Here is a 13,618-nt window from a genome sequence, read left to right on the forward strand (position 1 = left end):
CATGCATGCATATGGGCCCTGGCCCATCTCACGCATCCCTGCCCCATCTCCCCCGAGGCTAGGCCAGCATGCACGGGCAGTGGTCCAACCCCCACCAGCACATCACCCGTGCGGCTGTGGCCTAAGAACGCACGGCCTCTGATCTCTCACAAACCGCGGGCACACCGGGGCGGTGCATTTGGGCGTAGCCTTGTGGCTGGCAACTACGCCCACAGATCACCAGAGATGGCCAAGAAATTCCCGATCGCCCCCGCCCACCCCGAGCGCCTGTGCTGGGGTTGCGACCTGTATTGCCCGGCCGATGACCTGCGCTGCGGCAATGGTTCCGACCGCACGCCCCACCCTTGCGAGTTCTGGGGCGACGACTGGGAGCAGCTGCTGGAGGGCACGTCCTCCGAAGCGGTGGACGCCGCCCATCCCCAGGCCCAGACACCACCGCACAAGCGGTAAGCCCTGCGCCGCCAGGGTGGGGCGACCTGCCCCCCTGCGCTGATCGTCTACAGCAAAAAACACCGCTGGCGCTTGTCCAGACAACGCCAACAGCTATCAAAAATAATAGCCTGCATCGCCTGGGTGACGCGCGGCCTGCCAGGGCAAGCGTTAGCATGCGTGCAGGCTGGTGTGCGGCAACGTCCCAGCCCTCACCCACTACCGCTTACTGAGGAGACACCCCCTATGTTCAGCCACGTCATGCTCGGCGCCAACGACCTGGATGCGTCCGTCAAGTTCTACAACGCCCTGCTGGGCACGCTGGGGGCCAAGCCCGGTGTGCAGGACCGCCACCGTTATTTCTGGCGCCATGCGGGCAACACCTTCAGCGTGACCACACCCATCAATGGCGAGCCGGCCACGGCGGCCAACGGCTTCACCCTGGGCTTTGCGGCCCAGTCCACCGACCAGGCCCTGCAGGCCTACGAGGCGGCGCTGGCGGCGGGCGGCACCGCCATCGAAGACGCCCCCGGCTGGCGCGGCGATGAGCGCATGAAACTGTTCCTGGCCTATCTGCGCGACCCCGCGGGCAACAAGGTGTGCGTGATGCACCGCCCGCCCAAGGCCTGAACCTGACGCCCCCGCCGGACGCACACGCGGCGGACGCAGGCGCCAACGGCGCGGTCCACCGCGCTGGTCCTGTTCGACGCACGGCGCCATGGCGCAAAAAAAAGCCCGCGGCCTTGGCCTGCGGGCTTTTTTTTGTGGGTGTTGGACGGCGACTCTTACGCGATCACCGTGTTACGGCAGAACGTCTCTGCAGCTGTCACTTTTATTTTTCTCTTCGCAGTACACGAAGTGCTGGTGTGAGATACAGCATTGTTTGCGCAAACAACCCGGCAATTATAACCAATAGCCATAAAAAATGTTTTGCAACCTATTTTCATGGCTATTGACGCGGGGCCTCAGCCCTCGGCCTTGAAGCCGGTGCGCTGCACCACAGGGCCCCATTTGCGCAGGTCCTGCTGCAGCAGCTGGGCAAATTCCGCCTGGCTGGAGGCGGTGACGCTGAAGGCCATTTCCGCCAGTGCCTGCTGCAGTTTGGGCTGGGCCATGCTGCGGTGGGCGGCGGCGTGCAGGCGCTGCACCAGTTCGGCGGGCGTGCCCTTGGGGGCCAGCAGGCCCATCCATTCGCTGGAGGTCAGATCGCCCAGGCCCTGCTCGGCAAAGGTGGGCACCTGGGGCATCTGCGCAATGCGCTGGGCGCTGCTGACGGCCAGGGTGCGCAGCTTGGGGTTGCCGATCTGGGCCACGGGTTCGCTGACCACGTTGAAGCTGGACGTGAGCTGGCCTGCCATCACGTCCTGCAGGGCCAGCGCCCCGCCCTTGTAGGGCGCGTGCACATAGTCCACCCCCACGCTGGCGGCAAACATGGCCCCCAGGAAATGCGGCGTGGTGCCGGCACCGGGCGAGCCGTAGGAGGCCATCTGTGGGTGGGCCTTGAGCCAGGCACCAAAGTCCTGCAGCGAACGCACGCTGGCCGGCACCAGCGGACCGACGTTGACGCTGTACGGCAAGGCGCACAGCGCGGCCACGGGCACCAGGTCGGTCAGCGGTTGGTAGCTGAGCTTGGTGTAGACATGGGGATAGATGGTGAGGATGGAGCCGGGCGTGACCAGCAGGGTCAGGCCATCGGGCTTGGCGTTCTTGACGGCCTCGACCGCGATGCGCCCGCCAGCGCCGGGGCGGTTGTCCACCAGCACGGGCGCGCCGATCTCGGCCGCCAGCAACTGCCCCAGCTGGCGCGCGACAAAGTCGGCCGAGCCCCCGGCGGCAAAGCCGACCACCAGCCGCACGGGCTGCCCCTGGGCCCAGCTGCGGCTGGCCGCCCAGGGCGACAAGGTGGTGGTGGACGCTGCGCAAGCAGCCAGCAACTGGCGACGCGAGATCATGGGGGACGGTGCTTTCGGTGAAGAGGGACTGCGCAAGCGGCAGGGGCGCAGGGGGCGCCGCGGCCGATTCTAGGAAGCTCGCACCCGCAGGCTGCGCAGAAAGCACCCGGCACGCCGCGCAGCTTTATTGCTTGCAGGGGCGGCGCAATTCGGCTAGCACGCCGTTTATCTGCGCTGCAGCATGGATTCACACAACATCAACGCGCCACGCCGCCGCATCACGGCAAGGAAATGCAGCACAGAGGTGGCGCCGCCACGCAAAAATTTTGCGCAAAAAGACGCAATAGGCGCTCTCCGCGGTCAATTATTGCAAGCCCAGGCCTGCACACCGATTGTTCAGTGTGTCTGCCACCTGCTCCAAAAAACCCCATCAAATCTGCCTCTAGCGCAGATACAGCCAGCGTATATAGCTATGGTTTTCAAGACACCAACGCGCCGCCAATGCCGCAGTGCCGCATGCCGGCACTGCGTCTGCACGATACTTGGGCGCTCACTTTCCGGGTGGCCCAGGCGGCCCGGTGTTGTTCACCGCCAGCCGCCAGGGCTGGCCCTGCCCAGGAGCATGCGTGCAATCAGCAAGCGATCAATGGTTTGACGAGGCGTACTACCAGCGCTTTTATTTCGACAAGAAAACCAGCGTGGTGGACCCCGAGCACATTGAACGTCTGGGCACGTTTGTCTGCAGCTACCTGAAGTACCTGCGCGTGCCAGTGGCGCGCGTGCTGGATGTGGGCTGCGGCATCGGCCTGTGGCAGCACGTGGTGCAGCAGCAGTTCCCCGGCTGCAGCTACCACGGCGTGGAGTTCAGCGAATACCTGTGCGGCCGCTTCGGCTGGGAGCGCGGCTCGGTCGTGGACTACCAGGCCAGCGAGCCGTTCGACCTGGTGATCTGCCAGGGCGTGCTGCCCTACCTGAGCCCGGCCGACCTGAAGCAGGCGCTGAAGAACCTGGGCCAGCTCTCGCGCGGTGCCCTGTACCTGGAGGCCGTGGCGCGCGAGGACTACGAGCGCGACATCATCGACGAAGACCTGACCGACCCGCGCCTGTTCCGCCACCGCGCCGCGCTGTACCGCCAGGGGCTGTCGGCCAGCTTCAGCGAACTGGGGGGCGGCCTGTGGCTGAGCCGCAAGTCCCAGGTGCCGGTGTTCGAGCTGGAGTGCGCCGGCGGCGGCCACTGAGCCCACGCCCGGCCACCTGGGCGGCAGGACAAGCGCAGCGCCCCAGCGCCCGTGCACGGCAGCTGCGACAATCGCCGGCTTGCCCATGTCTGCCTCCCCCACCCCCTTTCCCCATGCCGTCGCGCGCCTGCGCGATGCCCGCCTGACGCGCAGCACGCGCCCCTTCCTGGCCCGTGGCGGCCCCAAGGGCGACCGCTGCGAAGGCTGCCGCCTGCGCACCAGCCACTGCATGTGCGCCCTGCGCCCCCACCTGCCCACGCACGCCGGGGTGTGCCTGGTGATGCACGATGCCGAACCGCTCAAGCCCAGCAACACCGGCTGGCTGATCGCCGATGTGGTGCAGGACACCTTTGCCTTCGGCTGGAGCCGCCTGGAGCTGGACCCCGGCCTGCAGGCGCTACTGCAGGACCCGCAGTGGCAGCCCTACCTGGTGTTCCCGGGGGAGTTTGTCGAGCCGCCCGAGCGCGTCATCCACGCCCTGCCCGAAGCCCAGGCCGACAGCGGCCAGCGGCCGCTGTTCATCCTGCTGGACGCCACCTGGTCCGAGGCGCGCAAGATGTTCCGCAAGAGCCCCTACCTGGACAAGTTTCCGGTGCTCAGCCTGCAGCCCGAGCAGTTCTCGCGCTACCAGCTGCGCCGCTCCAAGCGCGAAGACCACTTCTGCACCAGCGAAGTGGCCGCGCTGTGCCTGGAGCTGAGTCAGCACCCGCAGGACGCGCGCGCCGGCCAGGTGCTGGAGCGCTACCTGGAGGTCTACACCCACCACTACCTGTGCGCCAAGAACCAGGTGCCACCCAACCCCCACAGCCCGGCGCACCAGCGCCTGCAGGCTGCGCTGCAGCCTTCGTGAACCCCGGCGGCCGCCATCGCGCCGCCCGGAATTTGCATAACACGGGGATGTCTGAAGCCAGTGGGAGAATGCACCGCCATGGGGCCGGATGTGCTCGGCCCGCCTGCTTGAGTGCCTCGTTCCATGAAGTCTGTGGTGAAGTTTTCCCTGCTGTCGGCGGCCATCGTGGCCGCCGTTTTTTCTGCGGCCGCACACGCGGCTCCCGGCGCCAGCGATTCGCCCACGCTGCAGCGCTGGCAGGCCGGTGGCACCGTGGTGCTGGGCGTGCGCGAAAGCGCCACGCCCATGGCCTATGCGCTGGGCGCCAACGAGAAGTTCGTGGGCTACCACGTGGAGCTGTGCGAGAAGGTGGTGCGCGCCATCGCCCCGCAGGCACAGCTGAAGTACATGGTGCTGACCGCGCAGAACACCATGCCGCTGATCCAGAACGGCACGGCCGACTTCAACTGCGCCAGCATGACCAACAGCCTCAAGCGCCAGGACCAGGTGGCCTTCGGCCTGACCACCTATGTCAGCGAGGTACGCATGGCCGTGGCCCAGCAGGCGCCCATCACCAGCTTCAAGCAGCTGGACGGCAAGAAGGTGTCGGCCATCACGGGCACCACGGCCGTGCAGATCCTGCGCCGCTATGCGGCCGAGCACGGCATCCAGTTCCAGACCCTGATGGCCAAGGACCAGTTCGAGGCCTTCCTGCTGCTGGAGTCGGGCCGCGTCGACGCCTTTGTGCTGGATGACAACATGCTGGCCGGCGTGATCGCCCAGAGCAAGCACCCCGCAGGCTACAAGATCGTAGGCGAGGTGATCGGCGCGGAGCCGATCGCCATCCAGTTCAGCAAGCAGGACCCGGCCATCAAGCAGGCCGTGGACGGCGCCATCCGCCAGATGATGGCCAACGGCGAGATCGAGCGCCTGTACGCCAAGTGGTACACGCAGCCGATCCCGCCCAAGCAGGTGAACCTGAACCTGCCCATGGGCAGCACGCTGAAGAAGTTGCTGGCCCAACCCAACGACGTGCCGGTCGAACAGTTCCAGCCCTGAGCCGGTAGCGCTAGCTGGCAGCATCGATAGCACCCAGCCCAGGTTCTGCCTGGGTTTTGGCCGTTTTGGGCCCTGACGGCTGTGCCGCCCAGGCTGCCCCCGGCACCTGGGCATGCCGGTCTCATGCGGCGCCACGATGGTCAGTGGTAAGTGCCAGCCCCATCGCCACGGTGGTGGTGCACGCCGCCGCGGTGCGCCACCGCACGATCTGGCGCGCCGGACTGCGGCAACCCACGATCCCGGGCGACACCCCACACCGACTGTCCGCAGGCAGACTCACTGCACCTTGGGCGCGCGGCACACCGGCCGCCCCCATCCGACCCACCGTCCAGGCCCGCCCGCAGGCCTGCGTGCACGCCAGCCAATCGCCCCAGCCTCCGCCCCCTGGACACACGCCACCGCCGTTGAGCTAAAGAACTTGATAGCACTGGGTGTAATCGGCAGTAAGACTAAAATCGAAAAACTCTGTTACCGGGTAGATACCCGAATTGCAGTAGCATCCTTTCGCCATGCTTGCCATGGCAGTGTCTTCAGCGCCCAGCGCGCCAGCGGCCCGCCTCCGGCTGCGGACACGGATGACCCTGGCCATGCCGCCTGCGCGGACAGGCCACCCCCACCACGGCGATGTTTCTGGCGTCCGATCCGGGTCTGCGTGCGGACTGCCGGCGCCCTGGTGGTCGCTTTGCTGTTTTTTCTGCCTGGTCCAGCCCTGCCCTGGACCACCTGACATCAAGAGGTAAGTCGGTTTTGACGGAATTCAAACTGCGCTACAACCCGGCGCTGGACGGCCTGCGAGGGATCGCCATCGTGCTGGTGCTTCTGTCGCATGCCCATGTGCCGCTGTTCGATGGTGCCTTCCTGGGCGTGGACCTGTTCTTTGTGCTCAGCGGCTACCTGATCACCTCGCTGCTGCTGATCGAATGGCACACCGAGGGCCGGCTCGACTACTGGCGTTTTTACCGCCGGCGCTTTTTCCGGCTGATGCCGGCGCTGGCCCTGTTCCTCGCGGCCTATGTACTGTTCGCACCGCTGTTTTGGCCCGATCTGGACGACATCTACCAGGACGCCCTGGTCTCGCTGCTGTACCTGGCCGACTACGGCATCGCCTTCTTCGACAGCCCGGACACCTTGCTGCACATGTGGTCGCTGGCGGTGGAAGAGCACTTCTACCTGATCTGGCCGCCGCTGCTGGCCTTGCTGGTGCGCAAGGCCGCACCCGGCAAGCTGTGGCGCACCATCCTGCTGCTGTGGCTGCTGGCCTGGGCCTGGCGCATCTTCTGGGTGTTCCAGGGCCAGCAGTTCTACGAGATCTTCTTCCGCTTCGACACCCGGGCCACCGGACTGGTGGCCGGCAGCCTGCTGGCCGCCCTGCTGCACGAGCGCACCGGTTTCGCCGAAGCCATCCAGTCCCGGCTGCACCACCTCATGTGGCTGCCCCTGGCCATCCCCCTGCTGATGTCGCTGGGCTGGGACAACCAGGACGCCATGCTGTGGGGCATCACGGTGGTGGAGTGCGCGGCCATCGTCATCCTGGTGGCCGTGCAACGCCAGGGCCTGGTCTATGACATGCTGACCGCACCGGCCCTGGTGCAACTGGGCCGCCTGTCCTACGGCATCTACCTGTGGCACTACCCCGTGGTGCGCTACCTGCGGGCCGAGTTCTCGTGGCCCGTGGTGCTGGTGCTGGGCCTGGCCATTTCCGCTGCGCTGGCGGCCCTGTCCTTCTACACGGTGGAGCGCTGGGCCCTGCGCTGGCGCGATGCGCCGCGCAAGGAGCGCCCTGCCAGCCTGCCGGCCCACACCCGGCAGGCCATGCGCTGAGCGCCACCGGACCACGGTCCCACCATAAAAAAACCGCCCCGAGAGGCGGTTTTTTTGCAGCTGAAGCGGGATCCGCTTACAGGGTCTTGCCCGCACCGCGGCGGCGCGCCAGCCAGGCGATGATTTCGCCCATCACGCCGCGGCGGAAGGCCAGCACGCACAGCACGAAGATGAAGCCGGTGACGATGGTCACGGACTCCCCCAGGGTGGTGAACCATTCCACGCCCGTCAGCTTGGCCAGGAAGCTGCCGAAGTCGCCGATCTTGTTTTCCAGCGCCACCACGATGGCAGAGCCAACGATGGGGCCGGACAGCGTGCCCATGCCGCCCATCAGCGTCATCAGCACCACGTGGCCGGAAGCCGTCCAGTGCACGTCGGACAGGGTGGCAAAGCCCAGCACCACGGTCTTGAGCGAGCCGGCCAGGCCGGTGATGGCGGCCGACAGCACGAACACCAGCAGCTTGAAGCGGTTCACGTCATAGCCCAGGGAGATGGCGCGGGGCTCGTTCTCCTTGATGGCCTTGAGCACCTGGCCAAACGGCGAGTGCACGGTGCGCACGATGACCAGGAAGCCCAGAACACAGATCACCAGGGCCACGTAATACATGGTCAGGTCGTTGGCCAGATCGATCACGCCAAACAGCTTGCCGCGCGGCACGCCCTGCAGGCCGTCTTCACCGCCGGTGAACGGGGCTTGCAGACAGACGAAGAACAGCATCTGCGCCAGGGCCAGCGTGATCATGGAGAAGTAGATGCCCTGGCGGCGGATCGCCAGCCAGCCGGCCAGCAGGCCCAGGGCCGCACCACCGAGCGTACCCAGCACGATGCCGACCTCGGGCGTCACACTCCAGACCTTGATGGCATGACCGGCCATGTAGGCCGCGCCACCCAGGAAGGCCGCATGGCCAAAGGACAGCAGACCGGTATAGCCCAGCAACAGGTTGAAGGCCGAAGCGAACAGTGCAAAGCACATGAGCTTCATGACGAACACGGGATAGGCGCCAAAGAAGGGCGCAACGATCAGGGCCAGCAGCAGCACGCCGTAGCCGATGAAGGAGATTTGCTTGGAATTCATGTGGTGTGCCCCTGCTTATTTCTCTTTGCCGAACAGGCCCGCGGGGCGAATCAGGAGAACGATGACCATGATGACGAACACCACGGTGGAGGAGGCTTCGGGGTAAAACACCTTGGTCAGGCCTTCGATCACACCCAGCCCCAGGCCGGTGAGGATGGAACCCATGATGGAGCCCATGCCACCGATCACCACCACGGCGAAGACGATGATGATGAGGTTCTGCCCCATCAGCGGCGTGACCTGATACACAGGTGCCGCCAGCACTCCGGCGAAGGCCGCCAGACCCACGCCGAAGGCATAGGTCAGCGTGACCATGACCGGCACATTGATGCCGAAAGCTTCGACCAGGCGCGGGTTTTCCGTGCCGGCGCGCAGGTAGGCCCCGAGGCGGGTCTTTTCGATCACGTACCAGGTGGCCAGACAGACCACGATGGAGGCGACCACCACCCAGGCCCGGTAGTTGGGCAGGATCATGAAGCCGAGGTTGGTGGCGCCCTCCAGCAACTCCGGCGTGTCGTAGCCCAGGCCCGACACCCCGTAGATGGAGCGGAACACACCCTCGATCAGCAGCGACAGCCCCAGGGTCAGCAGCAGGCCGTAGAGGTGGTCGAGCTTGTAGATCCAGCGCAGCAGGAAGCGCTCGATCAACACCCCGAACGCCCCGACGATGATCGGCGCGAGGATGAGCATCACCCAATAGTTGATGCCGAAGTAGTTCATGGCCATCCAGGTGACCATGGCCCCCAACATGAACAAGGCGCCGTGCGCAAAGTTGATCACGTTGAGCAGGCCGAAGATCACCGCCAGCCCGAGGCTCAAGATCGCATAAAACGAGCCGTTGACCAGCCCCAGCAGAAGCTGGCTGAGCAAGCCCGGTAAAGAAACACCGAAGATTTCCATGAGAGAGACGCTATTGGGTGAACAAGGTGCCCGTCAGTCACTGCGCGCAGCACGCCAGCGGCATACTGCAACGGCTTACGTCACTTCCACAGGGCGCATTTGGTTTCCGCCTTGGTGGTCCAGACCTGGTCGGCCGGCAAGGTGGACAGAACCTTCAGATAGTCCCAAGGACGCTTGGATTCCTCAGGCTTTTTGACTTCCACGAGGTACATGTCGTGGGCGTAGGTGCCATCGGGACGGATGGTTCCCTTGGCATAGAAGTCCGACAAGGGCGTGCTCTTGAGGTGGGCCATGACCTTGTCGGCATCGGTGCTGCCCACGGCCTGCACCGCCTTGAGGTACTGCGTCACGGCGGAGTAGTCGGCAGCCTGCACATCGGTGGGCATGCGCTTGGTCTTGGCGAAGAACTTCTCGGCGAACTTGCGCGATTCGTCATTCATGTCCCAGTACCAGCTGGTGGTGTGCAGCAGACCCGCGGTGTTCTTCAGGCCCAGAGAATGGATGTCGGTCAGGAACACCAGCAGACCTGCGGTCTTCATGCTCTTGTCGATGCCGAACTCCTTGGCCGCCTTGATGGCGTTGATGGTGTCGCCACCTGCGTTTGCCAGACCCAGGATGTGGGCCTTGGAGTTCTGCGCCTGCAGCAGGAAGCTGGAGAAGTCCGAGGCGTTCAGCGGGTGCTTGACGCTGCCCTTGACCGTGCCGCCCTTGGACAGGATCACCTTGGTGGTGTCCGACTCCAGCGCCTGGCCGAAGGCGTAGTCTGCCGTCAGGAAGAACCAGTCCTTGCCACCGCGCTCCACCACCGCGCCGCCCGTGCCCTTAGCCAGGGCCACGGTGTCATAGGCATAGTGGATGGTGTAGGGGTTGCATTGGTCGTTGGTCAGGGCCGAGGAGCCGGCGCCGTTGTTGATGTGCACGCGCTTCTTCTCGTTCGCCACCTGCGAGACGGCCAGAGCCGTGCCGGAGTTGGTGCCGCTGAAGATCAGGCTGATACCTTGCGTGTCAATCCACTCGCGCGCCTTGCTGGCGGCAATGTCGGCCTTGTTCTGGTGATCGGCCGACAGCAGTTCGATGGGCTTGCCCAGCACCTTGCCGCCGAAATCGTCGATGGCCATCTGCATGGCCAGCGCGCCGTTCTTGCCCTCCACATCCGCATACAGGCTGGACATGTCGGTCACGAAACCGATACGCACCTTGTCCTGCGTCTGCGCATGCGCCGTCGCGGCCATCAGGCCGGCGGCACCGAGCATCCAAGCCAGTCGAGTGAAATTGCGCTGTTTGGTCATTGCCTTGTCTCCTTGGTGGTGTGGCTGACGCCTTGTAAAACCAGTGCCCTTGTTCCGACGACGCGGGGGCGGCAAACTCGATAACGCGAACACAAACACCGTCTGATCACGGCAGCACCGCACCGGGTCCGACGGGTGCTGCCGCACTCAGACGATCACTTCCACAGAGCGCACTTGCTCTCTTCCTTGGTGGTCCAGACCTGGGCTGCTGGCAGCTTGGAGACCACCTTGTAGTAGTCCCAGGCTTCCTTGGACTCCGAGGGCGACTTGACCTGCATCAGGTACATGTCGTGGGCATAGCGGCCGTCCGGACGGATCACGCCTTCGGCATAGAAGTCCTTGAGCGGCGTGCTCTTGAGCACGGCCATCACCTTATCCGCATCGGTGGTGCCAGCCTTTTCGACGGCCTTCAGGTAGTTGGTGGTGGCCGAGTAGTTGGCCGCCTGGATGTCGGTGGGCATGCGCTTGGTCTTGGACTGGAACTTGCGCCCGAATGCACGGGTCTCGTCGTTCAGGTTCCAGTCCCAGCTGCTGGTCAGCAGCAGGCCTTCGGTGTTCTTCAGCCCCAGCGAGTGGATGTCGGTCAGGAACACCAGCAGGCCGGCCATCTTCATGCTCTTGTTGATGCCAAACTCGCGCGCGGCCTTGATGGCGTTGATGGTGTCGCCGCCGGCATTCGCCAGGCCCAGAATCTGGGCCTTGGAGTTCTGCGCCTGCAGCAGGAAGCTGGAGAAGTCCGAAGCGTTCAGCGGATGGCGCACGCTGCCCTTGACGTTGCCACCCTTGGCCTTGATGACCTTGGTGGTGTCGGCTTCCAGCGAGTGGCCGAAGGCGTAGTCCGCGGTCAGGAAGAACCAGTCCTTGCCGCCGTTGTCCACCACCGCACCGCCCGTGCCCTTGGCCAGGGCCACGGTGTCATAGGCATAGTGGATGGTGTAGGGCGAGCACTGCTCGTTGGTCAGTGCCGAGGAGCCGGCGCCGTTGTTGATGTAGACGCGCTTCTTCTCCTGGGCCACCTTGGCCAGCGCCAGGGCCACGCCGGAGTTGGTGCCGCCGAACAGCATGGTCAGGTTCTGCGTGTCGATCCATTCGCGCGCCTTGGTGGCGGCAATGTCAGGCTTGTGCTGATGGTCCTGGGTCAGCAGCTCAATGGGCTTACCCAGCACCTTGCCACCGAAATCATCGATGGCCATCTGGATGGCCAGGGCACCGTTCTTGCCGTCCACGTCCGCGTAGTTGCTGGACATGTCGGTGATGAAGCCAATCTTGATTTTGTCGGGCTCCTGCGCGTGGGCCAGACCAGCAACGGCCAGCGACAGGGCCAGGGCGGTCAGGGGCGTACGAATGGGGTGCATCTTGCAGTCTCCTTGTTGTTGTGGTGTGTGAAATCGGTAGCTGCTGCCTGGGCTCAGACGCCCAGCAACTCATTGAGGACGGGCATCTTGGCGTCCAGCTGCGCCGCTTCGAAGGTCTCGACGATGCGGCCGTGCTCCATCACGTAAAAGCGGTCGGCCAGCGGCGCGGCAAAGCGGAAGTTCTGCTCCACCATGACGATGGTGTAGCCCTTCTGGCGCAGCGTATGGATCATGCGGGCCAGGGCCTGCACGATCACGGGCGCCAGCCCTTCGGAAATCTCGTCCAGCAACAGCAGGCGTGCGCCGGTGCGCAGGATGCGGGCCACCGCTAGCATCTGCTGCTCGCCGCCCGACAGGCGCGTGCCCTGGCTGTGGCGGCGCTCGGCCAGGTTGGGGAACATGGCGTAGATTTCCTCGACGCTCATGCCGTCGTGGCCGGTCTTCAGCGGCGGGGGCAGCAGCAGGTTCTCTTCGCACGACAGGCTGGAGAAAATGCCGCGCTCCTCGGGGCAATAGCCCACGCCAAAGTGGGCAATCTTGTGCGTGGGCAGGCCCACGGTTTCCTGGCCGTTGATTTTGACCGATCCCTTGCGGGCGCCGGTCAGCCCCATGATGGCGCGCATGGTGGAGGTGCGGCCCGCGCCATTGCGGCCCAGCAGAGTCACCACCTCACCGGGGTGGACCACCATGTCCACGCCGTGCAGCACGTGGGATTCGCCATACCAGGCTTCGAGATTGCGGATTTCCAGCGCAGGTGTTGTGTGCTTGTTGTCGGCCATGGCTCAGTGCGCTCCTTGCAGTTGGCCGTCGGTTGTCCCCATATAGGCTTCCATCACTTGCGGGTTGCTTGAAACTTCGGCGTAGTTGCCTTCGGCCAGCACCGCGCCGCGTTGCAGCACGGTGATGCGGTCGGCAATCGTGGAGATCACCTTCATGTTGTGCTCCACCATCAGGATGGTGCGACCGGCCGAGACCTTCTTGATCAGCTGCGTCACACGGTCCACGTCCTCGTGGCCCATGCCCTGGGTAGGCTCGTCCAGCAGCATCAGCTCAGGCTCCATCGCCAGCGTGGTGGCGATTTCCAGCGCACGCTTGCGGCCATACGGCAGATTGACCGTGACCTCATCGGCCATGTCGTCCAGGCCCACCTCGGCCAGCAGTTCCATGGCGCGGCCATTGAGCTGGTCCAGCGAGCGCTGGCTCTTCCAGAAGTGGAACTCAGTACCCAGCTTGCGCTGCAGGCCGACGCGCACGTTCTCCATCAGCGTCAGGTGCGGGAACACGGCCGAAATCTGGAACGAACGGATCACGCCACGGCGGGCGATCTGGGCCGGGGCCTCGCGGGTGATGTCGTGGCCGTTGAAACGGATTTCCCCCGAAGTGGGCTCCAGGAACTTGGTCAGCAGGTTAAAGCAGGTGGTCTTGCCGGCACCGTTGGGTCCGATGAGTGCGTGGATGCTGCCGCGCTGCACCGACAGGTTCACATCGCTCACGGCGGTGAAACCCTTGAACTCTTTGGTGAGATGGGTGGTTTGAAGAATAACGTCGCTCATGCGCCCAGGCTGCTCCGTGGTTGTGGTGCAGCGCGAAAAGCTGGGGGCTTTTCCGGAGCGTGCACCGTGTCGTATGTTGCGGTGCATCGTATGTGGCGGTTCTGGCAAAAGCACTGGGAGTTGTGCCTAAGACTTACAACCTAAGCACTTACCCTATCCCCATCTTGGCGCGCACCAG

At 64.8% G+C, this 13,618-nt stretch carries 13 protein-coding genes; 6 read left to right on the forward strand and 7 right to left on the reverse strand.

Annotated elements, in window-relative coordinates; all coding sequences use genetic code 11:
- Positions 1-225 precede the first annotated feature (225 nt).
- Positions 226-450, forward strand: a complete 225-nt coding sequence (locus tag CA2_RS14330; RefSeq protein WP_042418724.1) for a DUF3079 domain-containing protein — start codon at positions 226-228, stop codon at positions 448-450.
- Between the two features lie 225 nt (positions 451-675).
- The gene (locus CA2_RS14335; RefSeq protein ID WP_042418727.1) at positions 676-1,059 is read left to right on the forward strand and encodes a VOC family protein; all 384 of its coding nucleotides are present in this window, start codon (positions 676-678) and stop codon (positions 1,057-1,059) included.
- A gap of 335 nt (positions 1,060-1,394) precedes the next feature.
- Here the strand turns inward: CA2_RS14335 and CA2_RS14340 are convergent, their stop codons facing one another.
- Positions 1,395-2,381, reverse strand: a complete 987-nt coding sequence (locus tag CA2_RS14340) for a Bug family tripartite tricarboxylate transporter substrate binding protein (protein WP_052369953.1) — start codon at positions 2,379-2,381, stop codon at positions 1,395-1,397.
- A 566-nt stretch (positions 2,382-2,947) separates the two neighbouring features.
- On the opposite strand from CA2_RS14340, the gene CA2_RS14345 reads away from it, so the two are divergent.
- The 4 genes from CA2_RS14345 to CA2_RS14360 all read left to right on the forward strand — a co-directional run bounded on the left by CA2_RS14345 (position 2,948) and on the right by CA2_RS14360 (position 7,268).
- Positions 2,948-3,559 (forward strand): class I SAM-dependent methyltransferase, encoded by a 612-nt coding sequence (locus CA2_RS14345; protein ID WP_042418807.1) that lies wholly within the window; start codon positions 2,948-2,950, stop codon positions 3,557-3,559.
- Positions 3,560-3,644: 85 nt separating this feature from the next.
- A complete protein-coding gene (locus CA2_RS14350; RefSeq protein ID WP_042418730.1) occupies positions 3,645-4,409 on the forward strand; it encodes a tRNA-uridine aminocarboxypropyltransferase in 765 nt (254 codons plus the stop codon).
- A gap of 123 nt (positions 4,410-4,532) precedes the next feature.
- The gene (locus CA2_RS14355) at positions 4,533-5,447 is read left to right on the forward strand and encodes an amino acid ABC transporter substrate-binding protein (RefSeq protein WP_042418733.1); all 915 of its coding nucleotides are present in this window, start codon (positions 4,533-4,535) and stop codon (positions 5,445-5,447) included.
- A 624-nt stretch (positions 5,448-6,071) separates the two neighbouring features.
- The gene (locus CA2_RS14360; protein ID WP_081889023.1) at positions 6,072-7,268 is read left to right on the forward strand and encodes an acyltransferase family protein; all 1,197 of its coding nucleotides are present in this window, start codon (positions 6,072-6,074) and stop codon (positions 7,266-7,268) included.
- A gap of 76 nt (positions 7,269-7,344) precedes the next feature.
- Here CA2_RS14360 and CA2_RS14365 read toward each other — a convergent pair whose 3' ends face one another.
- The 6 genes from CA2_RS14365 to CA2_RS14390 form a co-directional block, all read right to left on the reverse strand.
- Positions 7,345-8,343, reverse strand: a complete 999-nt coding sequence (locus CA2_RS14365) for a branched-chain amino acid ABC transporter permease (protein WP_042418735.1) — start codon at positions 8,341-8,343, stop codon at positions 7,345-7,347.
- 15 nt (positions 8,344-8,358) lie between these two features.
- Entirely contained in the window at positions 8,359-9,243 is an 885-nt protein-coding gene (locus tag CA2_RS14370) for a branched-chain amino acid ABC transporter permease (RefSeq protein WP_042418737.1), read from the reverse strand.
- A gap of 80 nt (positions 9,244-9,323) precedes the next feature.
- On the reverse strand, positions 9,324-10,532 hold the full coding sequence (locus CA2_RS14375; RefSeq protein WP_042418740.1) for an ABC transporter substrate-binding protein: 1,209 nt from the start codon (positions 10,530-10,532) through the stop codon (positions 9,324-9,326).
- A gap of 155 nt (positions 10,533-10,687) precedes the next feature.
- Entirely contained in the window at positions 10,688-11,887 is a 1,200-nt protein-coding gene (locus CA2_RS14380; RefSeq protein WP_042418743.1) for an ABC transporter substrate-binding protein, read from the reverse strand.
- Between the two features lie 53 nt (positions 11,888-11,940).
- Positions 11,941-12,666, reverse strand: a complete 726-nt coding sequence (locus tag CA2_RS14385) for an ABC transporter ATP-binding protein (RefSeq protein ID WP_042418747.1) — start codon at positions 12,664-12,666, stop codon at positions 11,941-11,943.
- 3 nt (positions 12,667-12,669) lie between these two features.
- A complete protein-coding gene (locus CA2_RS14390) occupies positions 12,670-13,440 on the reverse strand; it encodes an ABC transporter ATP-binding protein (protein WP_042418749.1) in 771 nt (256 codons plus the stop codon).
- Between the last annotated feature and the right edge of the window lie 178 nt (positions 13,441-13,618).

This window comes from Comamonas aquatica NBRC 14918 (assembly GCF_000739875.1).
Taxonomy (GTDB): domain Bacteria; phylum Pseudomonadota; class Gammaproteobacteria; order Burkholderiales; family Burkholderiaceae_C; genus Comamonas; species Comamonas aquatica.

Bases quoted from the DNA above. Each gene is read 5' to 3' on its own strand.
- CA2_RS14385 (WP_042418747.1), bottom strand. From the start codon at position 12,666: ATGGCCGACAACAAGCACACAACACCTGCGCTGGAAATCCGCAATCTC.
- CA2_RS14380 (WP_042418743.1), bottom strand. From the start codon at position 11,887: ATGCACCCCATTCGTACGCCCCTGACCGCCCTGGCCCTGTCGCTGGCC.
- CA2_RS14375 (WP_042418740.1), bottom strand. From the start codon at position 10,532: ATGACCAAACAGCGCAATTTCACTCGACTGGCTTGGATGCTCGGTGCC.
- CA2_RS14390 (WP_042418749.1), bottom strand. From the start codon at position 13,440: ATGAGCGACGTTATTCTTCAAACCACCCATCTCACCAAAGAGTTCAAG.
- CA2_RS14360 (WP_081889023.1), top strand. From the start codon at position 6,072: ATGTTTCTGGCGTCCGATCCGGGTCTGCGTGCGGACTGCCGGCGCCCT.
- CA2_RS14365 (WP_042418735.1), bottom strand. From the start codon at position 8,343: ATGAATTCCAAGCAAATCTCCTTCATCGGCTACGGCGTGCTGCTGCTG.
- CA2_RS14330 (WP_042418724.1), top strand. From the start codon at position 226: ATGGCCAAGAAATTCCCGATCGCCCCCGCCCACCCCGAGCGCCTGTGC.
- CA2_RS14335 (WP_042418727.1), top strand. From the start codon at position 676: ATGTTCAGCCACGTCATGCTCGGCGCCAACGACCTGGATGCGTCCGTC.
- CA2_RS14355 (WP_042418733.1), top strand. From the start codon at position 4,533: ATGAAGTCTGTGGTGAAGTTTTCCCTGCTGTCGGCGGCCATCGTGGCC.
- CA2_RS14370 (WP_042418737.1), bottom strand. From the start codon at position 9,243: ATGGAAATCTTCGGTGTTTCTTTACCGGGCTTGCTCAGCCAGCTTCTG.
- CA2_RS14340 (WP_052369953.1), bottom strand. From the start codon at position 2,381: ATGATCTCGCGTCGCCAGTTGCTGGCTGCTTGCGCAGCGTCCACCACC.
- CA2_RS14350 (WP_042418730.1), top strand. From the start codon at position 3,645: ATGTCTGCCTCCCCCACCCCCTTTCCCCATGCCGTCGCGCGCCTGCGC.